The 23,338-nt window shown below is 46.6% G+C and carries 22 protein-coding genes; 20 read left to right on the forward strand and 2 right to left on the reverse strand.

The window, feature by feature from the left end; all coding sequences use genetic code 11:
• The first annotated feature begins 211 nt into the window (after positions 1-211).
• Positions 212-1,198 (forward strand): DUF4367 domain-containing protein, encoded by a 987-nt coding sequence (locus ACLROL_RS03515; RefSeq protein WP_413067345.1) that lies wholly within the window; start codon positions 212-214, stop codon positions 1,196-1,198.
• A 56-nt stretch (positions 1,199-1,254) separates the two neighbouring features.
• On the forward strand, positions 1,255-1,701 hold the full coding sequence (locus ACLROL_RS03520; protein WP_413067346.1) for a DUF6147 family protein: 447 nt from the start codon (positions 1,255-1,257) through the stop codon (positions 1,699-1,701).
• A gap of 381 nt (positions 1,702-2,082) precedes the next feature.
• Here ACLROL_RS03520 and ACLROL_RS03525 read toward each other — a convergent pair whose 3' ends face one another.
• Positions 2,083-2,334 (reverse strand): TIGR03905 family TSCPD domain-containing protein, encoded by a 252-nt coding sequence (locus ACLROL_RS03525; protein WP_413067347.1) that lies wholly within the window; start codon positions 2,332-2,334, stop codon positions 2,083-2,085.
• Positions 2,335-2,648: 314 nt separating this feature from the next.
• Between ACLROL_RS03525 and ACLROL_RS03530 the strand changes: the two genes are divergently transcribed.
• The 12 genes from ACLROL_RS03530 (at position 2,649) to ade (ending at position 14,202) form a co-directional block, all read left to right on the forward strand.
• Positions 2,649-3,341 carry a 5'-methylthioadenosine/adenosylhomocysteine nucleosidase gene (locus ACLROL_RS03530; protein ID WP_413067348.1) on the forward strand — a complete coding sequence of 231 codons (693 nt, stop codon included), beginning with the start codon at positions 2,649-2,651 and terminating at the stop codon, positions 3,339-3,341.
• 139 nt (positions 3,342-3,480) lie between these two features.
• On the forward strand, positions 3,481-4,353 hold the full coding sequence (locus ACLROL_RS03535) for a hypothetical protein (RefSeq protein WP_413067349.1): 873 nt from the start codon (positions 3,481-3,483) through the stop codon (positions 4,351-4,353).
• Positions 4,354-4,429: 76 nt separating this feature from the next.
• Complete coding sequence (locus tag ACLROL_RS03540; protein WP_413067350.1) at positions 4,430-5,776, forward strand: glucose-6-phosphate isomerase; 1,347 nt, start codon at positions 4,430-4,432, stop codon at positions 5,774-5,776.
• A gap of 346 nt (positions 5,777-6,122) precedes the next feature.
• Positions 6,123-6,788, forward strand: a complete 666-nt coding sequence (locus ACLROL_RS03545; protein WP_221919738.1) for a F0F1 ATP synthase subunit A — start codon at positions 6,123-6,125, stop codon at positions 6,786-6,788.
• Positions 6,789-6,821: 33 nt separating this feature from the next.
• Entirely contained in the window at positions 6,822-7,046 is a 225-nt protein-coding gene (gene atpE / locus ACLROL_RS03550) for an ATP synthase F0 subunit C (RefSeq protein ID WP_087203426.1), read from the forward strand.
• Between the two features lie 21 nt (positions 7,047-7,067).
• Positions 7,068-7,568, forward strand: a complete 501-nt coding sequence (gene atpF, locus ACLROL_RS03555) for a F0F1 ATP synthase subunit B (protein WP_221919733.1) — start codon at positions 7,068-7,070, stop codon at positions 7,566-7,568.
• On the forward strand, positions 7,552-8,052 hold the full coding sequence (gene atpH / locus ACLROL_RS03560) for an ATP synthase F1 subunit delta (protein WP_087210145.1): 501 nt from the start codon (positions 7,552-7,554) through the stop codon (positions 8,050-8,052). The genes atpF and atpH overlap by 17 nt, the downstream gene beginning before the upstream one ends.
• A 16-nt stretch (positions 8,053-8,068) precedes the next feature.
• Positions 8,069-9,580 carry a F0F1 ATP synthase subunit alpha gene (gene atpA, locus ACLROL_RS03565; RefSeq protein WP_087203429.1) on the forward strand — a complete coding sequence of 504 codons (1,512 nt, stop codon included), beginning with the start codon at positions 8,069-8,071 and terminating at the stop codon, positions 9,578-9,580.
• A gap of 1 nt (position 9,581) precedes the next feature.
• Complete coding sequence (atpG, locus tag ACLROL_RS03570) at positions 9,582-10,472, forward strand: ATP synthase F1 subunit gamma (protein WP_087203430.1); 891 nt, start codon at positions 9,582-9,584, stop codon at positions 10,470-10,472.
• A gap of 5 nt (positions 10,473-10,477) precedes the next feature.
• Complete coding sequence (gene atpD, locus ACLROL_RS03575; RefSeq protein WP_413067351.1) at positions 10,478-11,875, forward strand: F0F1 ATP synthase subunit beta; 1,398 nt, start codon at positions 10,478-10,480, stop codon at positions 11,873-11,875.
• 12 nt (positions 11,876-11,887) lie between these two features.
• A complete protein-coding gene (atpC, locus tag ACLROL_RS03580; protein WP_087203432.1) occupies positions 11,888-12,304 on the forward strand; it encodes an ATP synthase F1 subunit epsilon in 417 nt (138 codons plus the stop codon).
• A gap of 167 nt (positions 12,305-12,471) precedes the next feature.
• Positions 12,472-14,202, forward strand: a complete 1,731-nt coding sequence (gene ade, locus ACLROL_RS03585; protein WP_413067352.1) for an adenine deaminase — start codon at positions 12,472-12,474, stop codon at positions 14,200-14,202.
• Between the two features lie 73 nt (positions 14,203-14,275).
• On the opposite strand, the gene ACLROL_RS03590 is transcribed toward ade, so the two are convergent.
• Entirely contained in the window at positions 14,276-14,869 is a 594-nt protein-coding gene (locus tag ACLROL_RS03590) for a TetR/AcrR family transcriptional regulator (RefSeq protein WP_087203434.1), read from the reverse strand.
• Positions 14,870-15,056: 187 nt separating this feature from the next.
• Between ACLROL_RS03590 and ACLROL_RS03595 the strand changes: the two genes are divergently transcribed.
• From ACLROL_RS03595 to ACLROL_RS03620, 6 genes are all read left to right on the forward strand, one after another.
• The gene (locus ACLROL_RS03595) at positions 15,057-18,314 is read left to right on the forward strand and encodes a M14 family metallopeptidase (RefSeq protein WP_413067353.1); all 3,258 of its coding nucleotides are present in this window, start codon (positions 15,057-15,059) and stop codon (positions 18,312-18,314) included.
• A gap of 46 nt (positions 18,315-18,360) precedes the next feature.
• A complete protein-coding gene (locus ACLROL_RS03600) occupies positions 18,361-19,068 on the forward strand; it encodes a DUF969 domain-containing protein (RefSeq protein ID WP_087202974.1) in 708 nt (235 codons plus the stop codon).
• 15 nt (positions 19,069-19,083) lie between these two features.
• The gene (locus ACLROL_RS03605; RefSeq protein ID WP_087202973.1) at positions 19,084-20,031 is read left to right on the forward strand and encodes a DUF979 domain-containing protein; all 948 of its coding nucleotides are present in this window, start codon (positions 19,084-19,086) and stop codon (positions 20,029-20,031) included.
• Between the two features lie 29 nt (positions 20,032-20,060).
• Complete coding sequence (locus ACLROL_RS03610; RefSeq protein ID WP_087210127.1) at positions 20,061-21,050, forward strand: peptidase; 990 nt, start codon at positions 20,061-20,063, stop codon at positions 21,048-21,050.
• A 14-nt stretch (positions 21,051-21,064) separates the two neighbouring features.
• Positions 21,065-21,709, forward strand: a complete 645-nt coding sequence (gene pcp / locus ACLROL_RS03615) for a pyroglutamyl-peptidase I (RefSeq protein WP_087202971.1) — start codon at positions 21,065-21,067, stop codon at positions 21,707-21,709.
• 321 nt (positions 21,710-22,030) lie between these two features.
• Positions 22,031-23,329, forward strand: coding sequence for an ABC transporter substrate-binding protein (locus ACLROL_RS03620; RefSeq protein WP_413067354.1), 1,299 nt, complete (start codon positions 22,031-22,033; stop codon positions 23,327-23,329).
• Positions 23,330-23,338 lie beyond the last annotated feature (9 nt).

The following is a 23,338-nucleotide window of genomic DNA, read 5'->3' on the forward strand; positions in this document are numbered from 1 at the left end:
ATATTGAATTTTCAAGGTGCGAAGCCCATTTAAGGTATGGGAAGTCTTAGTTATTTATATGATGCCAGGGGCAAAATACATTTGCCTCTGGTATGCGCTCCAAGAGGATACGCAGGCAATACCAAAATGGTTGTGACCTTGGTATCATATTAAACACAATTGAATCAAAGGTCAAGTAACAGCAATCAAAACGTAGAAAAAGGGGACAAAAATGAAGAATGACGATATATTTTTAAAAGAACTCGTGACGAGGGAAATGGAAAAAGAAGCAGAAAAAATAAAAAATAAAATCGAAAAAGACGAGAGCCTCGACGATATAGAGGTACCGGACGATTTCGAAGACAGAATTATGGAGAAAGCACAGGAACTTCAGAAGGAAAAGGAAACTTTTGCAAATCTGTCCAAGGCGGATCAGGAAGCATTGATGCTGGGGAGAGAGCTGCAGCTGCGCCGGGAAGAAAAAGAGACAGAAGAATTTGCGGAAGAACTTGTACCGGATTTGGATCACGAGTTGCCCGCAGCCGTCGGGGCGGAAGAGTTTACAGAGACTGCGCTCAACACAGAAACCGGAAGTTCCGATTCAACAAAATCAAAGCGGAAAGTACGCAGATGGAGACGGAAGACGATGGTGGGGCTTGCCGCTGCACTTGTGGCAGCTCTGGGAGTCGGCGTGACCACATTTGGCGATAAAGGGTATGTGGCGGAAAGAGTGAATCGTCTGTTAGGTGGAAGACAAAGTACAAATATTACGAGCCAGAGTTCTGATGACAAGAAGGTAACAAAACAGGAAGAAATTGATGAAGAAAAAGTGTATCAGAAGATAAAAGACGAGTTCGGATTTGATGCGGTAAGGATGGATTACAAGCCGCCAAAAATGAAAATGGTTGATTCTACGATAGATAAATCTCTTTTGTCGGCAGATATTTATTATGAATACCAAGGGCAAGTCATATCCTACAGTATTATTCCACCGTTTCAAAATTTTTCCTACGGATATGATGTGGAAGATCCAATCGTGGAGGAATATGAAAAGGAGGTAAACGATATAAAAATTCAGGTTACGGAATATCGGATAGAAGAGTCAGGGCAGATGGAGTATTCCGCGAAATTTCAATATGAAGATGTCGAATACATCCTGATTGGGGTAATAGAAAAAGCGGAATTTGAAAAAATTTTGGAGAATTTACATTTTTTTTAAAAAAAGCGAAAGATTTTCGAAGGTCGTGCGTCTATATAATATAAGGAGATGAGAACATGAGAAAAAAAGTAGAAAAGATGGTATCCTTCTTACTTGCCATGACATTGATTTTGGGTCTTAGCCTCAGTGTATCGGGGCAGAAGGTAAAAGCGGCTGAAGAGCTCCAGGAGGAAGTTGGATACACCGATATTCAGACAAGAGGAATTTACCTCCAGAGTGGATCGTCTAAAATCAGCCAACCTGGCGCTGGAAAAATCACGGTAGGCGGAACTACAAGGGCACAAAAAGTTGTTGACACGGTCAGCATCAATGTAAATGTAGAAAGAAAAGTGAACGGAACATGGGAACAATATACATCCTGGACTGTCACAAAACACGATACTATCTCCGTGACGACCAGCAAGACGCTCTCCGTTCCAAAGGGCTATTACTACCGGGTAAAGAGCGTGCACTACGCGAATTCGGATGTCAGCAGTTCAGCAACAGGTGGCTTATACGTTTAATAACTATCCCCACTATCTTATTTAGACTTGAAGTTATGATCCTTATTGGATAGCGGGAGAGTTATTGCGGGCACTGTTCCACATACAAGCATACATAAAAAAGTCGGGAGTCTTTTTTGGTATCACATTATCCTTTAATCCTTAAGCAAGCAACCCGGAATTCTGTAATGTAGAAAGCAGAACTTCCTATGTGGAACAGTGGCTGCAATAGCTCTTCCGTTCATTTCTTACCCGGCATTCGTCGGTCGGTTTTCATGATATAGGGAACATTTTGTTTCCTATATCATAGAGTCTCTTTGGGAAAAGGGGAAGATAGAGGAAAGTAAGAATAGAGAAGAAAACGGCAGGTTTCAGTGGAAAAAGAAACCTGCCGTTTTTTTATTATTGCGCGGATGCAAGACTTGCCTGAATCGCTTTTGCAAGCTGATCCGGGCAGGATGTGTTTTTTATGCCGCATGTAATTCCGGATAGACGCTGGAGAGCTTCCTGAGCATTCATGCTTTCCACAAGACTTGAGATGCCTTTCAGATTTCCGTTGCATCCGCCGGTAAACTGGACATCGTGGATACAGTTGTTGTCATCAAGTGTAAATTCAATGAGCCTGGAGCATACTCCGGTTGGCCTGTACTGCATATTGATTCCTCCGTTTCTTGTTTCTTTGAGTAGTGTTTGAGTTGGAAGAACGGTATTTCATGAGATTCGCGGATCGTTCCGAAAGTCTCGTGTGTTGGCTTCCTTCCGCGAAAAGTATAGCAGACAGAAGACGGGAAATCCATATTTTTGCGCAGATTCCCATAGCTTTTTCTTATAACATTTATAGCATTTCTTATAGAGGGAAAGGCGGAAAATTTTCATTTTGTTCTGGCTTTGCGCGTGACAGCTTGATACAATAAACAGGAAAGAGAAAAGCAAAAAACAAACAGGGAAGAGAAAGGCAGGAGAGAAGCATGTTAGGAATCATTGGTGCAATGGAAGAAGAAGTTGCGGAGTTAAAAAGAAGAATGGAGATAGAAGAAGTAAGTGAAGCAGCGTCCATGTCCTTTTATCGTGGGAAGCTGGAGGGCAAAGATGTGGTCGTCGTCAGGAGCGGGATCGGCAAGGTTAACGCGGCAGTGTGCGCACAGATCCTGATTGACCGCTTTCATGTGGATACGTTGATCAATACAGGAATCGCAGGCTCTCTGGATGCGCAGATTGATATCGGAGATATGGTCATTTCTACTGATGCGGTAGAGCATGATATGGATGCGTCTGCTTTCGGAGATCCGGTGGGACAGATTCCTCAGATGGATACGTTTTCTTTCCCGGCGGATGAGAAGCTTGTAAAACTTGCAAAAGAGGTCAACGAGAGAATCAATCCGGACATTCATACATGGACCGGGCGTATCGTGAGCGGGGACCAGTTTGTGGCATCCAGCCAGGTAAAGGAGAGGTTGATTGCTCTTTTTGGGGCCAAGTGTACGGAAATGGAAGGTGCAGCGATTGCCCACACTGCTTATCTGAACAAAATTTCGTGCGTCATCATTCGGGCCATTTCGGACAAAGCTGACAACAGTGCGGAGATGGATTATCCGGCTTTCGAAGAGCTCGCAATCCGCCACAGTGTAAGGCTTGTCTGTGCATTGGCGGCTGAGATGTAGGGAGGACAGGCGTGGAAAATCGGCAAAATGTGGCTGATTCTGAGCTTGGGATAAAAAAGATGTAGAACGGTTAGGGAGCCTTTTTCCGTGAATTTCAGTTATACTGAACGTATCAATGAAAACGGAGGAGGCTCTTTTTATGGTAAACGCAGTGTGGGAGTATGGCATTTTATTTTATGTCATCGGAGTAATGTGTATTCTTGGAGTGTTCAGCAAACTGATCGTACAGTTTACACTCCGAAGACTTGTACGGGAAGCAGGCAGGATGGGAAAAAGTCTGCATCCGCTGATGAAACTTGTGAGAGCAAAGTTTGAACACACGTGTATGATAAGTGACAAGGTGCAGAATGTACGGGCTTTTGTGGATAAATATATGTTTGAGTACAAGGTGCTGGGGATAAAGCTCCACAGTTGGCGGCAGATCGAGAAAGCATCGGCATGGGCTAGCCTCATTATCGGCGGTATTGGAGCTGCCAGAGGATATTTTGAGAATGCTGGCCTTGAGACTATCGGCCAGTATGCCGTCGCAGGAGCTGCGGGGGCGGTGCTGCTGTTTGCCCTGAGAATGGTCACGGATGAAGGGTATCAGCTGGAAGCAGCGAAAAATTACATGGTTGATTTCCTGGAAAATACATATGCCCGCAGGTATGAAAGGATCAATCAGCGACAGGAGCAGGAGACAGCAGAGGAAAAGAGTGTGGGAGAAGAGCTGCAGGCAGTGAAAGAGGCAGTGGAAGAAGAGCTGCCGAAGGAAGAAATTTTTGCTGATCCGCAGCCTGAGATTGTGCTCGAAGAAACTGTGCAGGAACATCCGAAAATGAAGTACACAAAAAAGCAGCAGAAGGGACGTCAAAAAGAAGTACAAAAAGAAACACAGAAAGAAGAAGTCGAATCGGAACTGATCAGTCTTATGAAAGAGGAAGAAAAGAAGCAGGAAAAAACAAAGCAGTCGGAGGAAAAAAAGAGAGACGAACAGATGATCAGAGAGATCCTTGCGGAGTTTTTAGCTTGATTAATAGAGTGCCTTTTGCTAGAATGTAACCAGAGAAATCCAGCAGAAACTGGAAAAATAGAAAGGAATGATAACGATGGCAAAGGTAACGTTCGACTATTCAAAAGCAGCTCCGTTCATCAAAGATCATGAAATGGAGTCTATGAAAGACATTGTACTGGCGGCGAAGGACAAGCTGCTGGCACGAACAGGGGCAGGAAATGACTTCCTCGGATGGATCGATCTTCCGGTGGATTATGATAAAGAAGAATTTGCCCGCATTCAGAAAGCGGCAGAGAAGATCCAGGGAGACTCGGATGTCCTTCTCGTAATCGGGATCGGAGGATCTTACCTCGGAGCAAGAGCTGCGATCGAATTTTTAAGACACAGCTTTTACAACATGGTTTCCAAGGAAATCCGCAAAGCACCGGAAATCTATTATGTGGGAAACAGTATCAGCAGTACATACCTGAAAGATTTGATCGATGTGATCGGAGACAGAGATTTCTCTGTAAATATTATTTCCAAATCTGGTACGACGACAGAACCTGCGATCGCATTCCGCATTTTCAAAGAAATGCTGGAAAAGAAATATGGTAAAGAAGAGGCTGCAAAGAGAATCTACGCTACAACAGACAAAGCAAGAGGAGCACTGAAAAACCTGGCTACGGAAGAAGGGTATGAATCCTTCGTAGTTCCGGATGATGTGGGAGGCCGTTTCTCCGTACTGACAGCAGTCGGTCTTCTGCCGATCGCAGCCAGCGGTGCGGACATCACAAAGCTGATGGAAGGCGCTGCATCCGGAAGAAAGGCTGCCATGGAACTTGCATTCGAAGAAAACGATGCTCTCAAATATGCGGCAGTGAGAAATATTCTCCATACAAAAGGAAAAGCAGTGGAAGTGCTGGCAAACTACGAACCAAGTCTTCACTATGTTTCCGAATGGTGGAAACAGCTCTACGGGGAAAGCGAAGGAAAAGACCAGAAGGGTATCTTCCCGGCATCTGTAGATCTTACGACAGACCTTCATTCTATGGGACAGTTCATCCAGGACGGAAGCCGTATCATGTTTGAGACTGTCATGAACGTGGAGAAATCAAGAGAAGAAGTCATCATCGGAGAGGAACCGGTGGATCTGGACGGACTGAACTATCTTGCAGGACAGACAGTTGACTTTGTAAACAAGAGCGCCATGAACGGTACAGTGCTTGCGCATACAGACGGAAATGTGCCAAACCTGATGATAAACATTCCGGAGCAGAGCGAATTTTATCTCGGAGAACTGTTCTACTTCTTCGAATTTGCCTGTGGTGTAAGCGGATACATTTTGGGCGTCAATCCGTTCAACCAGCCAGGTGTGGAAGCATATAAGAAAAATATGTTTGCACTTCTTGGAAAACCGGGATATGAAAAAGAGCGCGAAGAACTGATGAAGAGATTATAAATCAAAGATATTGATCGAGCAGCAGGGCTGTGCAGAATGCACGGCCCTGTTTTTTCCTTAGGAAAATCCTCTGTACTCCCTGCGTAATAAAAAGCCATACGGGCGGGATGCACACGCGCAAAAACGGGATTTTAGGTAGGCTTACCACTTTATTCTGTATAGGAACTTATAAAAAAATATGTAGAAAACCTGACGGATTTTATAGTAAATATTCACAAAAAAATATGCTTTTTTATAGGAAGATTGTGAAAACGAATATTGACTTTTCAAGTACCGAGGAGTAAAGTAAGCTGGAAATGAAAATAAGAGAAAAGGAGGGAGCGAGACGGGTAATTTAGCAGAGAAGCTGACAGAAGAACTGAACTGTAAAGTCGTGTTCACGATACCGGTCGGAAAAGGACTTCCGATCTACGAATCCGTCGTCGTGACATGGATCGTTATGGCAGTTCTCGTATTGCTTTCCATGATTTTAGTGCGGAACCTGAAGGTAGAAAATCCGGGGAAAAAGCAGCTTGCACTTGAGTCCGGGTATTTATTTTTCCGCAATTTCTTTTACAACCTGTTAGGGGAACACGGAGCGCGCTATATTCCTTATATGATCACGGTTATCCTTTACATCGGACTTGCCAATATCATGGGAGTATTCGGTTTTGTCCCGCCAACGAAGGATATGGGCGTGACGATCGCGCTTTCGCTGATGAGTATTTTCCTCATAGAGTACGCAGGAATCAGGCACAAAGGGACGAAAGGGTGGATCAAAGCATTTGCCCAGCCGGTTGCCGTGATGCTGCCCATCAATATTCTGGAGATATTCATCCGGCCATTATCGCTGTGTATGCGGCTTTTTGGAAATGTGCTGGGTTCCTATGTGGTAATGAAGCTGATCGAGATCATTTGTCCGATTTTGCTTCCTATACCGTTCAATCTATATTTTGATTTTTTTGACGGATTCATTCAGGCATATGTGTTTGTATTTTTGACATCACTATTTATCAACGAAGCGGTTGAGTAAACATTATTCGAAACAAGAAGGAGGAAACAAACTATGACATCATTAATCGCAATCGGAGCAGCAATTGCTGTTTTCACAGGTATTGGAGCAGGTATTGGAATCGGACTTGCTACAGGAAAGGCTGCTGAGTCCATCGCAAGACAGCCGGAGGCAGAAGGAAAAATCAGAAGTACACTGCTTTTGGGATGTGCCCTTGCCGAGGCAACAGCGATCTACGGTTTTGTTATCGGTTTGCTGATCATTATCTTATTAGGCTAACAGAAAGGCAGGTAGAGGCAGATGCTGACATTAAGTCCGATTACGATCATCGGGACGATCATAAATCTGCTTGTTCTGTATTTTTTGCTGCAGCATTTCTTATTTAAGCCGATTCAGAAGATCATGGATAAACGCGAAGAGATCATAAAAGGGCAGCTTCAGGATGCCGAGGAGCAGAAAAAGTCCGCCTATCAGCTGAGGACGCAGTATGAACAGGCTCTGTCCCAGGCGAAAGAGGAGTCCGGCCAGATCGTTGAGAGGGCCAGGACAGAAGCGGCGCTCCAGGCAGATGCCATCGTGCAGAATGCAAATACAGAGGCAGTCCAGATCGTCGAGAAGGCAAGAAAGACAGTCGAGCTTGAGCGTGAACAGGCAATGCAGGAGATGAAAGCACAGGTTGCAGACATTGCCCTTGCAGCGGCTTCTAAAATTATGGGAGATAAGAACAGCAGCGAGAAAGATTTGGCACTTTATGACCGATTTTTAGAAGAAGCAGGTGATTCCGATGACACAAACAGCTAGAAATTATGCGAAAGCATTATATGAACTGAACGTGGATGCGGAATCCATAAAAACGACAGAGGATATCCTGGAAGAAGTAAAGGAGCTTCGCGAAAGTCTTGCGAACCCAATCGTTTCTTTCCGGGTAAAAGAAAAGATCATAGATCGCGTGTTCCCGAAGGGAACCGCTAATTTTTTGAAAGTAGTCTGCAGGAATCAGAAGGCCGACATTCTTCTGGATATTTTTGAGGCGTACCATGATGCCGAAAGAAAGGCGAGAGGAGTGCTGAGGGCAAATCTGATCTACGTGACAGCACCGACCAAGGAGCAGGAGGAAAAGATCAAAGCGTTCCTCTGTAAGACATACCACGTGAAAAGTGCAGAGCTTTCCATGAAAGAGGATAAAAGCCTCATCGGAGGATTTATCCTTCAGGCAGAAAACAGGGAATTCGACTGGAGTCTTCGCGGACGTTTCCAGTCTTTATCCCAGGCTTTAAAACATTAATGCGGAGGTGACGTAATTGAGTACGATCAATTCAGACGAAATAATCTCCATTTTGAAAGAAGAAATTCAAAATTATGACGAAATCAGCAAAGATAAAGAAGTCGGGACGGTCGTAAGCGTTGGGGACGGTATCGCAAATATCTATGGTATCGATCACGCAGCATACGGCGAGATCGTGACATTCGAAAATGGGCTCAAAGGGATGGTCCAGGATATCCGTCAGAACAGTATCGGATGTATCCTTTTTGGCGACGACCGGGAGATCAAGGAAGGGACGAAAGTATTCCGTACCGGAAAAAGCGCTGGCGTACCGGCAGGAGAAGGCTTTATCGGCCGTGTTGTGAATGCCCTGGGCGCGCCGATCGACGGCAAAGGGGAAATACCGTGCGATGAATACAGACCGGTGGAATATCCGGCGCCGTCCATTGTGGACAGAAAGTCTGTCAGTGTTCCTATGGAGACAGGAATCCTTTCAATCGACTCCATGTTCCCGATCGGGCGCGGACAGCGTGAGCTGATTATCGGGGACCGGCAGACAGGAAAGACTTCCATTGCCATCGATACGATTTTGAACCAGAAAGGAAAAGATGTCATCTGTATCTATGTAGCTATCGGACAGAAGGCGTCTACTGTGGCGAAACTGGTTTCCACTCTTGACAAATATGGAGCTTTAGAGTATACAACAGTATTTTCAGCGACAGCAAGCGACTGTGCGCCGCTTCAGTACATTGTGCCGTATGCGGGAACAGCCCTTGCCGAATATTTTATGTATAGAGGAAAAGATGTCCTGATCGTCTATGACGACCTGTCCAAGCATGCGGTAGCTTACCGTGCTCTTTCCCTTCTTCTGGAGAGACCGCCTGGACGTGAGGCATATCCGGGGGACGTATTCTATCTGCATTCCAGACTTCTGGAGCGTTCCAGCCGTCTGAGCGACGAGGCAGGAGGAGGTTCTATCACAGCGCTTCCGATCATTGAGACGCAGGCAGGGGATGTATCCGCTTATATTCCGACCAATGTCATTTCCATTACAGACGGACAGATTTTCCTGGAGAGCGATTTGTTCTTCTCCGGTATGCGCCCGGCTGTCAATGTAGGGCTTTCCGTATCCCGTGTCGGCGGTGCAGCACAGACTAAGGCAATGAAAAAAGCATCCGGAAGCATCCGTATCGATCTGGCACAGTACAGGGAAATGCAGGTGTTTACCCAGTTCTCATCAGACCTTGACGAGTCTACAAAGGCACAGCTTGAATACGGAAGCTGTCTGATGGAACTTCTCAAACAGCCGCTGTGCAGCCCGTTGTCCCTGCATGAGCAGGTTATTACCTTGTGTGTGGCGACCAACAAGAAGATGGTCGGCATCCCGCTCAAGGAAATAAAGAAATACCAGAAAGAGATTCTCGAGTATTTTGACAGTGTTTATCCGGAGATCGGACGAGAGATCGAAGAGAAGAAAGTCCTCACAGAGGAGCTTACAGAAAAGATTTTGAAAGCGGCAGAAGAATTCAGAGATAAGAGCAGGTGTTAGTATGGCAAGTGCAAAAGAAATACAGGCACGAATGAAAAGCATTCGGGATACAATGAAGATCACAAATGCGATGTATATGATTTCTTCCTCCAAGATGAAACGTGCGAAGAGAGTGCTTGCAGATACAGAGCCGTATTTCTACAATCTGCAGAGTACGATCTCACGTATCCTCCGCCATATGCCGGATGTGGAACATGTCTTTTTTGATACGAGGCCGCAGATCCCGGAAGAAGAGCGAAAGATCGGCTGTATCGTCGTGACGGCGGACAAAGGACTTGCAGGAGCCTACAATCACAATGTCATCAAGATGACGGAAGATGGCATCATCAACGCAAAGGGACATCCGAAGCTGTATGTGCTGGGAATCGTGGGACAGCAGTATTTCCGAAAAAAGAACGTCGATATGGATGAGCAGTTCCATTATACCGTCCAGAAACCGACGATGCACCGGGCAAGGGTCATTGCCAGGGAGATGGTAGAAGAGTTTGTGAACGGGCACCTTGACGAGGTGGATATCATTTTTACGGAAATGGTCAGCGCGATCTCTATGGAGACGAAGCGCGTGCAGATCCTTCCGTTGAAAAAGTCACAGTTTTCCAATATGAAAATACCGGTGGACGTGCAGCAGGAGGTTATCCGGATGGTGCCGTCCACGGAGGCTGTCCTGGATCAGATCGTGCCAAACTATGTAACAGGCTATATTTACGGATGTCTGGTAGAGTCTTATGCCAGTGAGAATAATGCGAGAATGACAGCGATGCAGTCTTCGACAGACAACGCGAAAGAAATGCTCCGTGAGTTGTCGATTCAGTACAACCGTGCAAGGCAGGCTGCCATCACACAGGAGATCACGGAAGTAATCAGCGGTGCGAAAGCACAAAAAAGGAAGTGATGACGATGAATAAAGGAAAGATTGTACAGGTCATGGGACCTGTTGTAGATGTAATATTTGAAAACGGGGAACTTCCAAAAATCAAAGATGCTTTAGTTGTGGAAAATAATGGGAAAAAGTGTGTGATGGAAGTATCACAGCATATAGGAAATGATACGGTCCGCTGTATCATGCTTTCCGCCAGCGAAGGCCTCTACCGTGATATGGAAGTTGTCGCTACCGGAGCAGGCATCAAAGTTCCGGTAGGAGATAAGACGCTTGGCCGTCTGTTCAACGTCCTCGGAGAGACAGTGGACAACGGCGAATCACTGGAAGGCGAGGAACACTGGGAGATTCACAGAGATCCGCCGACCTTCGAAGAGCAGAGCCCGGTAGTGGAGATACTGGAGACCGGAATCAAGGTCATCGACCTTCTGGCTCCGTACGCAAAGGGTGGAAAGATCGGTCTTTTTGGCGGCGCCGGTGTTGGAAAAACGGTGCTGATCCAGGAGTTGATCCAGAATATTGCCACAGAACACGGTGGATATTCCATCTTTACCGGTGTAGGAGAGCGTTCCCGTGAAGGAAATGACCTCTGGACAGAGATGAAAGAGTCTGGAGTATTGAATAAGACAGCCCTTGTGTTTGGGCAGATGAATGAGCCGCCTGGATCACGTATGCGTGTGGCTGAGACTGGACTTACGATGGCGGAATATTTCCGCGATAAAGAGCATCAGGACGTGCTTCTTTTTATCGACAATATTTTCCGTTTCGTGCAGGCAGGATCTGAGGTGTCCGCGCTTCTTGGACGTATGCCGTCCGCGGTTGGATATCAGCCGACACTGGCTACAGAGATGGGGGCACTTCAGGAGAGGATCGCTTCCACGAAGAATGGATCTGTCACATCCGTGCAGGCAGTCTACGTGCCGGCCGACGACCTGACCGACCCGGCTCCGGCCACAACATTCGCTCATCTGGATGCACAGACGGTCCTTTCCAGAAAGATTGTGGAACAGGGGATCTACCCGGCTGTGGATCCGTTGGAATCCAGCTCCCGTATCCTCGAGGCCGACGTGGTAGGCGAAGAGCACTATGAGGTGGCACGAAAAGTACAGGAAATCCTCCAGAAATATAAAGAACTGCAGGATATCATCGCGATCCTCGGTATGGAAGAGCTTTCCGAAGAAGATAAGAATATTGTGTACCGTGCAAGAAAGATCCAGAAATTCTTATCTCAGCCATTCCATGTGGCGGAGAATTTCACAGGGATTCCAGGAAAGTATGTTCCGCTGAAAGAGACGATCCGTGGATTTAAGATGATCGTGGACGGCGAGATGGACGAATACCCGGAAAATGCATTTTTCAATGTCGGAACGATCGAGGACGTCATTGAGAAAGCGAAAGCCGAAGCGGCAGAACAGTAAAGGGGTGCGTATATGGGCCAGAGTACATTTGGACTGGAAATCTACGCCAGCGACCGTCAGTTTTATACAGGAAGAGGGAAAAGCATCACGATCCCTGTGGACGACGGCGAGATGCAGATCCTTCCTCATCACGAAGATATGATCGCTGCGATCATACCAGGCGAGATGAGATTTACGGACGCGGAAGGTCTGGAGGTAGACGTGGCGGTAAGCGCCGGATTTGTGGAAGTGCTTAACAATCGTGTGAAAGTGTTCGCACTTACGGTAGAGCGACCGGAGGAGATCGATATCCGGCGAGCAGAGGAGGCAAGGGAGAGAGCGGAAGAACAGCTCCGTCAGAAAAAGAGCCTCCAGGAGTACAATGCCAACCAGATGGCGCTTGCAAGAGCGATGTCACGACTGAGAGTAACACACAGAAGAGATATATAATATTAAGATACAAAAGGTGCATCTTCAATTTGAGGATGCACTTTTATTGTGTGCAGCAAATGAGTGTGTTACACTGAGAGAAGAAAAAGGTGGCTGAGAAAAAGAGAAATGCGGCCGGAAATATATGGATCATAAGGTAACAATAAATAGGAAGAAAGGAAAACAGTATGAAGAAAGAAGAGCTGAAAAAACTGATCGACACGGCGGCGGGAAGGATCCCGGCGGATGTTGTCATAAAAAACTGTAAGATTGTAAATGTATTCTCAGGTACGATCACTGAGGGGGATATTGCCCTCTGCGGAGGACAGATCGCAGGGATCGGGGAGTATGAAGGCAAAGAAACGGTAGATGCCCAAGGCCGCTATGCGGTTCCTGGATTTATAGACAGCCATATCCACATTGAATCTTCCTATGTAAGTCCGGAAGAGATCGGCCGCCTTCTTGTGCCGCATGGGGCGACGACTATCATCGCAGATCCACATGAGATTGTCAACGTATGCGGAATCAAAGGGTTGGACTACATGATGGAAGCGGCAGAAGGAACGAAACTTGACATCAAATATGTCCTTCCGTCCTGTGTGCCGGCCACACCGTTCGAACATGCGGGGGCAGTCATCGGCGCGCCGGAAATGGAAGAGCCGATCCGCAGGGACGAAATACTGGGACTCGGGGAATTCATGAATTTTCCGGGGGTGATCCAGGCGGACGACGCCGTGCTTGAGAAGATTTTGACAGCAAAGCGGGTCGGAAAGATCATCGACGGACATGGACCTGGAATCACTGGGAAGGAGCTGAATGCCTATGCTTCCGCGCGAATCCTGGCAGATCATGAATGCTCCACAGTAGAAGAGATGAAAGAACGTCTGGAACGGGGGATGTATATTCTGCTGCGCCAAGGATCAGCCTGCCACAATCTTCGGACGCTGCTCAAAGGAGTCACGCGGGAGAACGAAAGAAGATGTCTTCTCTGTTCAGATGACCGCCAGCCAAAGACAATCCTTCAGGAAGGACACTTGGACAATCATCTGAAGATCTGTGTGGAAGAAGGGCTCGATCCGGTAAGTGCCATCCGGATGGCCACCCTCAATGCGGCTGAATGCTTCCGGCTTTACGACAGAGGTGCCATCGCTCCGGGATACCGTGCGGACATCGTCCTTTTGGATGACCTGAAAGAATTCCGCGTGGACAGAGTCTGGATCGATGGGGAACTCACGGCCCAGGAAGGGAAGTATTTGCCGGAAGTACACAGACACGATATCGCTTCGGTAAAAAGAAGTGTGGTTGTCAAAGATTTCAGCAGGGAAAAACTGAAGATGCATCTTTCTTCGGACCATGTACATGTCATCGAAATCCTTCCGGGCGGGGTTGTGACGAAAAAGACGACGGCAAAGATCACTCTCGACCAAGAGGGAGAATTCGTGTGGAATCCAGACGAAGACATCGTGAAGGTGGCCGTGGTAGAAAGACACCAGGGAACTGGAAACGTAGCCTGCGGATTCCTGAAAGGGTACGGGATAAAAGAAGGGGCAGTCGCTCTTTCCATCGCCCACGATTCCCACAATATCATTGCAGTTGGAGTCAATGATGAGGAGATGGAATATGCTGTCCGTAGTCTGATCGCTCAGGATGGAGGAATCGTGCTTGTGAAGGAAGGGAAAGTGATCGAGAGTATGCCGATGCCGATTGCAGGACTTATGAGTGACCGAAGCGGAGAGTGGGTAGATGAAAAGCTGACCGCGATTCATGAGAAAGCTTATACGGAGCTTGGAATCTGTGGGGAAGTGGAGCCGGTAATGACACTTTGCTTTATGTCACTCCCTGTGATACCGGAACTGAAACTGACGGATATGGGACTCTTTGATGTGAATGCATTTTCCTTTATACCGGTGGAAGCATAATGATAACATCTAAAATTAAATCGCCCCTTTTGCTTAGCAACTGGGGCGATTTTTTGCATCAATATGGCAGTTTCTATCTTTTTGTGATCCGTGCCACGAAGGCGGATATGATCCGTTCGGCATACTGGGACAGAGAATAACGGCGCTGCTTTAAAAGCCAGTCGTATGTAAGTCCTCTCTCAAGAATGGTATAGTATTCTGTCAGCTCGTTGGGCGAGAGCTCGCTCTGGAAACAGCCGGACTCCAGCCCCTCTTTGATGATCGACAGGACGATCTGATAATATTTTCGATCCGGGTTGATGATAGGACGTCCATATTCGGTCATGACTTCCAGGCCGTAAAGGCAAGGCAGGAGGGTCACAAAGCGGGACGTCTCCAGTCCTTTCATAACATATTGGCTGAAACGCAGAAGCTTTTGATCCGGGGAAATATCCGACGGTACATTATCCAGCCAGTCTTCGTATGTGCTGTCATAGTGGGACGCAAGCTGGAAGAGGAGTTCCTCTTTCCCGCGGAAATGATGGTAAAAAGCCCCTCGGGAAGTACCGGACTCTTCAATAATCTGATTGATAGTCGTGTTTGCATAGCCCTGATCCAGAAAAAGTTTCCAGGAAGCATCTAGTATTTTTGTGCGAGCACTTGTCTCTTTTTTCTTATAGTAAGCCATAACTTTCCCTCGATTTGTATATTATTACTAAATATTATAGCGGAAACAGGCAGAAATGTACAACTCTTTTTTGTTATAAAGTTGTCACTCTTCTTGACAGTAAAATTTCAGCGTGATAAACTTTAGAAAAATAGGAATGCAGTACGGATTTTAGTATCCGAATTTCAGCATTTCAAGAGGAGCAGATATGGAAAAATTGCAAATCAAAGAGAACATGGGAAAAGAGGAAATGAGATATGCCGTCGAAGCGGCCCGTTTGCTTGGATTCCAGACAGAAGCGGCTGTTTTTCCCGTCACATGTACTGAGGGAGGCATTTTGTCACCACAGAATGAAGACGAGCTGCAAGAGCTGTGGGCGCTGTCGGAAAAAGGCGCACCGGAGGGGTATTTGCAGGCGAAAGGCAATCCGGAGCCGATGTTTGATCTGGAGTTTCGGGAACAAACGGGGTTGGAGTACATATTCAGCAAAGGGCCGTTTTTGAAAGACGAGGACTTTGACTTTCTGCCGGACAAACTAGATGTGAAGCTTGTTCTGCCGGATAACGCGGATCATTTTCTTGTAGCTTCAGCGTGCAATATCGCTTTTCGGCTCGGCATGGAGACGACCGGATATGAGGGAGATATTGTGGCAGAAGAAGGATACAAGGGAAATGCCTTTGTGTTTGAGAACGCGGCAAAGACAGAGATGGTCTTGGAAGAGTCTGAGAAGGCAGTAAGAGTCATTGTACGTGGACAGGGACAGGAACTTCTGGATTTTACGGCCTATATCTGTGAACATTTCCCTTCAGTAGCGGGATTCCAAAATTGGCGGGATGTCCTGATGAATATGACGGATGATTTTATTTTGCGCGGAGCGGACGGACAGCTTGCAGCGTTGGATGCCTGCGGGGAAGAGGATGAGGAAAATACATTTACTGTATATGGATCGCCTGAGATCACAGAACAGCAGAAAAGCGGTTTCCCACGGGCAGTCTTTGAGAATTATAAAGCGGGCAGGCAGGTATACGAAAAGACATACACACTTCCTTGGGAAGTAGAAACATTCGAAAGAATCCTGGAGGAAGAACTTTATCCGAAACTTAGAAACGGGGATCGGATCCGGATTCAGGGAGCGGTAAGTGAAGACTTGGAAGTCCGGGAGAAACTGAAGGCAAAAATACAAGAAAAAGTAAAGGAAAAAGGAGCAGAGACGGAAAATCTTGACATCTTTTGTGCATATAAGCAGGGATTTTCCTGGCTGGATGAAAAGATCATCCCGTCTGTGCGCAGCTCGAAACCGGATAAGATTGAAATCTTCTTTAAGCCGTTTCTGCCAAAAGGACAGAAAGAGTGGCTGGACGAAAATGGAGCTACACCATCGTACCACAACCTAAAGGCAGACAATCCGGACAAATGGTACGATCTGCCGATCCGTTACTTGCAGGAGCTGTATCCTATCGAGGATGTGCTCGTGAGGGAGCTTGGCCTTTCGAGGGATGATGTTGTCTTCCTTCCGTACGAAGGGGAGGAGGATATTACCTACCGCTGCAAAGTGTACTGTGGAGATGAGATTTGCCTTGAAGAGACCTACCGGGCTTGGTATTCAGAGCGGCCATATATGGACGAGTATCCGCAGATGGGAAAGGTACATCCTTCCACAGGATATATTACTGTCTCCATCAATGGGGAGGAGAGCCTTTCCCGCAGAGTTCGGACAGACCTGGAGGAAATCTGGGATACGTATCAGGCGGAAGTCCTTCCAGACTGCAGAAAATATATAGAAGAAAAATATGACGGAAAGATAACCGAGGACCTGCAGCCGTTTTTCCAGGAACTTCTTCTGGATGTGACGGTAAGCGAACCGGACTACCGGGTTGGATGCAGGGAAGACTTGATTTCTTCTCTGGACGCACTGCATGAAGATATGTACTTTGCAGGCAGCGATTATTTTAAGAACTACGGGGTACAGAATATCAATGTTATGCTGGACGCACCGGGGCTTATCCTTCCGGCTATCCACAAAAAAGAAGGCCCGCCCGTATTTCGCGTTGTGCTTTCGGAAAAACTTACGGAGAAACCTTGTATTGTCCGCAATGATGAAATCCTCTGCGGTCAAAGAGAACGGGGCGAAGTTTCTGCATGGATCACGAGAATTGCATGGGAAGACAGCAGGCCGCTGGTAGAAATACAGACTGGCTGCGTGGCAGACGCACTGCTTGCTTCTTATGCCAACCTTCTCCAAAAGGGAATCTTGCATCTTTCTGAAGAGCTTACCTATACAGGAAAGATCGTCTTTGTTTCCGAAAACGGCAGCAAGTATGAGTCGAGCATCCGGGGAAAGAAGAAGTGTTCCAAGGAGAAGCGGATCGAGGATATCGATCTGCACGAAAAAGAGCTGATCGGTTACGACATGTACCGTTCCATCATCGAGGAACTGAAGGAAGTGCCGGGTATCGAAGTATTTCGGACGGCTCGTTCCTATACAGGAAGAGAACTTTATGCCATCTGGATCCGACCGGACAAAGAAGGATATATCTCAATGACGAAGCGGCTTACACTGCATCCGAGCGAGATAATCAATGCAAGACATCATGCCAATGAAGTGTCAAGCACGAACGCGTCTTTCATCCTTCTTAGGAAGCTGCTTACAAAAGAAGAATATAAAGAACTTCCGGAAAAGCTGAATCTCATCCTTGTGCCGATGGAAAATGTGGATGGGGCGGCTATCCATTACGAGCTGCAGAAAGAGCATCCGTTCTGGAAATTCCATGTAGCGCGGTTTAATTCCCTCGGGAAGGAATTTTTCTCCGATCACTTCCGGAAAGACACGATCCACAGCGAGGCCATGGGACTTAGCCGGCTGTATGAACGGTATGTGCCGGATATGATCGTGGATAACCACGGAGTGCCAAGCCATGAGTGGGAGCAGCAGTTTTCCGGCTATACGTCTCCGTCTTACAAGGGATTCTGGCTTCCGAGATCGCTTCTTTATGGATACTTCTGGTACGTAACAGACGAAGCGTACAAAGATAACTATCCGGTCAACAAAGAGATGGAAGACGTGATCGCCGATGAGATCGCAAAAGACGGGGAGATGACGGCGCTCAATAAAGAATGGAGCAAACAGTTTGAAAAATACGCCCATGCCTGGATGCCAAAACTTTTCCCGGCAGATTATTATAAAAATATGATCAACTACTGGATCCCATACAAAGCGGATCCGGGACACAAATATCCGTCTATCCGATTCCCTTGGATCACGACGGTGTCCTACACCAGTGAGGTGGCGGACGAGACGGCACAGGGAGATTACCTGAACCTTTGCGCCAGAGCACATGTGGCTCACGATGAGGCGACGCTTCGGATGCTGATGTGTGCAAAGACGCCGACAGAATGCAGTTTCGACTGTATGGGAGGAAGGACTTTAGCCAGATACAAAAGGAGACGCCCGATGATCATACGGTAGTATCAGGCTGAAAAATAAATTTATATTATCCAAAGGAGGAAAATCTATGGAACTTTTAAAATTAATCGGAGTTTTGATCGTTATCGTGGGATTTGCGCTCAAACTCGATTCGATTCTCATCATCTTTCTCGCGATAATTTCTACCGCGTTGGTAGGAGGCCTCGGTATCGATGGCCTTCTGGAAACACTGGGAACTACCTTCGTAGCGAATCGATCGATGGCGATCTTTATTATGATTCTTCTTGTAACAGGAGTATTGGAACGAAACGGCCTGAGAGAAGCGGCGGCCGCTCTTATGCGCAAAGTAAAAGGCGCCACAGCAGGAAAGCTGGTATGCGCTTACGGTATCCTGAGAGGATTCTTCGGTGCATTTAACGTAGGATTCGGAGGGGTCGCAGGATTTGTACGTCCGGTACTTCTTCCGATGGCAGAAGGTGCGATCAAAAACTCCGGAAATGAGCCGGATGAACAGCACATGGAAGATGTAAAAGGGATGTCTTCCGCTATGGAAAATATCACATGGTTCTTCTTCCAGGTACTGTTTGTAGGAGGATCAGGAGGAATCCTTGTACAGACGACACTGGCGTCACTTGGGTATGAAGTAGAGCTTGTGGAATTGGCTGCAGCAGAAATTCCGATTGCTCTTATCGCCCTTGTAGTGGCAAGTGTTTACTTTATCCTGAGAGACAGAAAACTTGTTAAGAAATATTATGGATCCGCCGGATCCAAGCCGGCAAAAGGCAACAAGAAATAGAGGGAGGACGACAGAATGGATTTGAAATTTATACAGATCAGTGCGACCCTTGGAAACAATCTGCTGGAAGCAGTATGGGTCATCATCGGATTGATCACAATATATGCAGGGATCAAAAATCTTCTCGATAAAGAGAATCCGGCAAGATACGGGACGGCTATTTTCTGGTGCTCTTTTGGTATCGTGTGTGCGTTTGGTACATGGCTTCCGGCGAAAGTATCCGGACTTCTTGTCATTATCATGTGTATCCCGCCGATCCTTAAGCGCGTAAAATCCGGAAAAGAAAGTGGACCGACGAAGGAATATACACAGAAACAATACAGCAAAATAGGGATGAAGATCTTTATCCCGGCGCTGACAGTTGCAATCTGCTCTTTGCTGTTTGCGTTGTTTACAAATATCAGTTCCATGGTGGGAGTCACAGTCGGCGTCATCATCTCCATGATCATCCTGAGAGCATACTCTTCAGACAATAAGCCGGCTGTATTTCTCAATGACTCCGAAAGATTTCTTTCCATGATGGGACCTCTTTGTATGCTGCCTCAGCTTCTGGGCGCCCTGGGCGGTGTTTTCACTGCGGCTGGAGTAGGAGAAGTGATTGCAGGTCTTGTGGAAAATGTCGTTCCGAAAGGAAATGTCAACGTAGGGATCATAGTCTTTGCTATCGGTATGGCATTGTTTACAATGGTTATGGGAAATGCATTCGCGGCTATCACGGTCATGACAGTCGGAATCGGAGGACCTTTCGTCCTGGCATACGGAGCAGATCCGATCGTTGTCGGAATGCTGGCGCTGACATGCGGTTACTGTGGTACACTGTGCACACCGATGGCAGCCAACTTCAACATCGTACCGGTGGCTATCCTGAATATGAAGGATCGCTGGGGTGTAATCAAAAATCAGGTTGTTGTTGCCGGTATCATGCTTGTAGTACAGATCTGCTATATGATCATCTTTAAGTAAAAGCGGGTACGTACAGAAGGACGGACAATATGGCACAGAAAATGGAACGGGGAGCAAAGATCATCATCCGGGAATGGGTCAGGATAAAACCGTGGGACAGGCTTCTCATTGTGACAAGCAAAGAGCATTTGAACGAGGCGAGAGAACTGAGGAAGCAGGCTTTCGGCCATGCGTATTCGGTAAATACTTTGATCGTGGAAAATAAGGGCAGACATGTAGGCGTCTTCTTTGATGAGAATGAGGATATTTTTGACCCTTATACTGCCATTATCGCGGCCACCGAGTATTCTCTTGTAACGACAAAGGCAGCCAAAAAGGCTATCCAGAAGAAGAAGAAATTTCTTTCGCTTCCCCTTTCCACAAATGACGGACGGTCCATGCTGGAATATGATTTCCTCATGATGGATACAAAGAAGAGCCGGCTGATGGCGAAAGTAATCATGAAATATCTGAAAAATTCCAGCAAAATCCGTGTGACGACAGCTGCGGGCACGGATCTGCAGATGGAAAAAAGAGGACGAAAACCGGGATTTTTCAATGGAGTCCTTAAAGATGGAAAAGGCTATTCATCCGCCAGTATCGAGGTCTACGTACCGATCGAGGAGACAAAGACAGAAGGGATCATGGTGCTGGATGGATCCCTTGGATATATCGGACGGGCCAAAGAACCGACCCGGATTGAATTCCGGAAAGGCAGGATCGTTGAGATAGAGAACACTCCTACCGGAATACGGCTCAAAGAGTATATGGAAGGATACCGGGACAGCCGGATCTATATCGGCGGAGAGCTGGGGATCGGATTGAATTCTTACTCCAAATGTCTCGGGAACTGCTATATCGAAGATGAGTCGGCTTATGGGACGTTCCATATCGGTGTCGGGCGCAATATCGCACTTGGAGGAGTGCAGAATGCAAAAGGGCATTTTGATCTTGTCTGTATGGATCCGGATATTTATACGGATAACCGGATGATCATGCAGGAAGGAAAGATTATTTTGCCGGAACCAAATGTATATTAAGAGAGGTGCAGAATATGAAAGTATTAATAACAGGATTTGATCCATTTGGAGGAGAAAAAGTGAATCCGGCTTTTGAAGCAGTGAAGCTTCTCCCGGATACGATCGCAGGGGCTGAGATCATCAAACTCGAGATCCCGACCGTATTTACAAGAAGTGCAGTTGTGGTAGAAGAGGCCATCAAAGAGCATCAGCCGGATATTGTTATCAATGTCGGACAGGCAGGCGGACGTTCCTGCATGACAGTGGAAAAAGTGGCCATCAACCTGGCAGAAGCAAGAATTCCGGACAACGACGGAGAGCAGCCGTTTGACCAGCCGCTCAGAGAAGACGGAGAAACAGCGTATTTCGCAACGATCCCGGTAAAAGCTATGGTAGAAAATATGAGAAACCATGGAATCCCGGCACACATCTCCTACACAGCCGGAACATACGTATGCAACAGCATCATGTACAACGTGCTGTATCTCATCGATAAAAAATACAATGGCATCCGTGCCGGATTTATCCACGTGCCGTTTGAGGGCGGACAGGTTGTGGAAAAACCGAACGGAACACCGTTTATGTCATTGGAAATGATCGCAAAAGGTCTTGAATACGGAATCGAGGCGGCAGTGACAAACGAGACTGATGTGGCAAAAGCAATGGGCGAGACACACTAGACGGACGGCGCGGCTTACAGACGAATCGTTGATAAAAAGGCAGAAGATTTATCCTTTGAAGGGTAAGGCTTCTGCCTTTATCTTGTGTAAAATATACAAATGGAACCATCGGCGCCCCGGCTGTTTAGAACTAGTACAATGGAGCTGGACAGATGACAGGAAAAAAGTATAAATTTCAGAAGAAAGTTCAAATGAATCAAAAAGAAAAAAGTACAAATCAAAAATAAGTGAAAACTCCCGCGAAAATTATCCTACTAAAAAAAGATGGAAAAATGTTAAAGTAGAACCATCAAGATAAGTGAGAAATCAAGGAGGAGAAACATGAAAAAGAAAAGAGTTCTGGCATTATTGCTGGCAAGTGTGATGACATTGGGACTTGCAGCCTGCGGAAGTTCAGATGATTCCAAAAAGGAAAGCAAGAAGGACGACAACAAACTGACGATCTGGGCTTGGGATGAAGCGTTCAATATCAAGGCTGCAAACGTGGCGGCTGATATGTACAAAGAAGATCACTCCGATGCAGAGATCGAAGTAGTGACAATGGCACAGGATGACATCGTAGCGAAGCTGAATACAAGTCTTTCTTCTCAGTCCTATGACGGTCTTCCGGACATCGTACTGATCGAAGATTACAGAATTCAGGGATACCTGAACGCGTATGAAGATGAATTCGCAGATCTTTCCGACATCGCAAAACCGGAAGATTTTGCAGCATACAAGACAGGGGTTAACCAGAAAGACGGAAAAATGTATGGAATTCCGTTTGACAGCGGTGTAGCGGCAGTCTTCTACAGAACGGATTATATAGAACAGGCCGGATACACAAAGGAAGACATGCAGAATCTGACATGGGACAAATACATTGAGATCGGAAAAGCAGTAAAAGAAAAGACAGGAAAAGCGATGCTCACATTGGATCCGAGCGATATCGGACAGATCCGTATGATGATGCAGAGCGCAGGAACATGGTATACAGATGAAGACGGCAAGGTAAATATCGCCGGCAACCAGGGATTAAAAGATGCTATCAATACATACAAAAAACTTGTGGATGCAGGAATCACAGAGACTGTTTCCGACTGGGATCAGTTTGTAGGAGCATTTAACAGCGGAGATGTTGCAACTGTTCCGACAGGATGCTGGATTTCCCCATCTGTTCTTGGCGCGGAAGACCAGAGCGGAAAATGGGCGATCGTTCCGTTCCCGAAAATGGCAGAAAATGCAGATTCCGTCAATGCATCATCCATCGGCGGCGGCGGATGGTATGTCCTTAAAAATGTAGGAAACGAAGATCTTGCAAAAGATTTCCTGAAAGAAACATTTGCATCCAATGTAGATCTGATGAATCAGCTTGCAACAGATATCAATCTTGTTAGTACACTGAAAGCAGCAAGCTCTGCTGAAAACTACAGCAAAGGCGTGGAATTCTACGGCGGACAGGAAATTTTCAAAGATTTTGCAGCATGGACAAACGAGGTTCCGACTGTCAACTACGGAGAGAACACATACGAAATCGAAGATCTGATGACAGAAGTTGTTCAGGCAATTTTGGGTGGCGCTGATATAGATAAGACATTGGAAGAATATCAGACACAGATTGAATCTGTAGTTGCCAATTAAGCAATACGG

The organism is Sellimonas sp. (genome assembly GCF_047234585.1).
GTDB lineage: Bacteria > Bacillota > Clostridia > Lachnospirales > Lachnospiraceae > Sellimonas > Sellimonas caecigallum.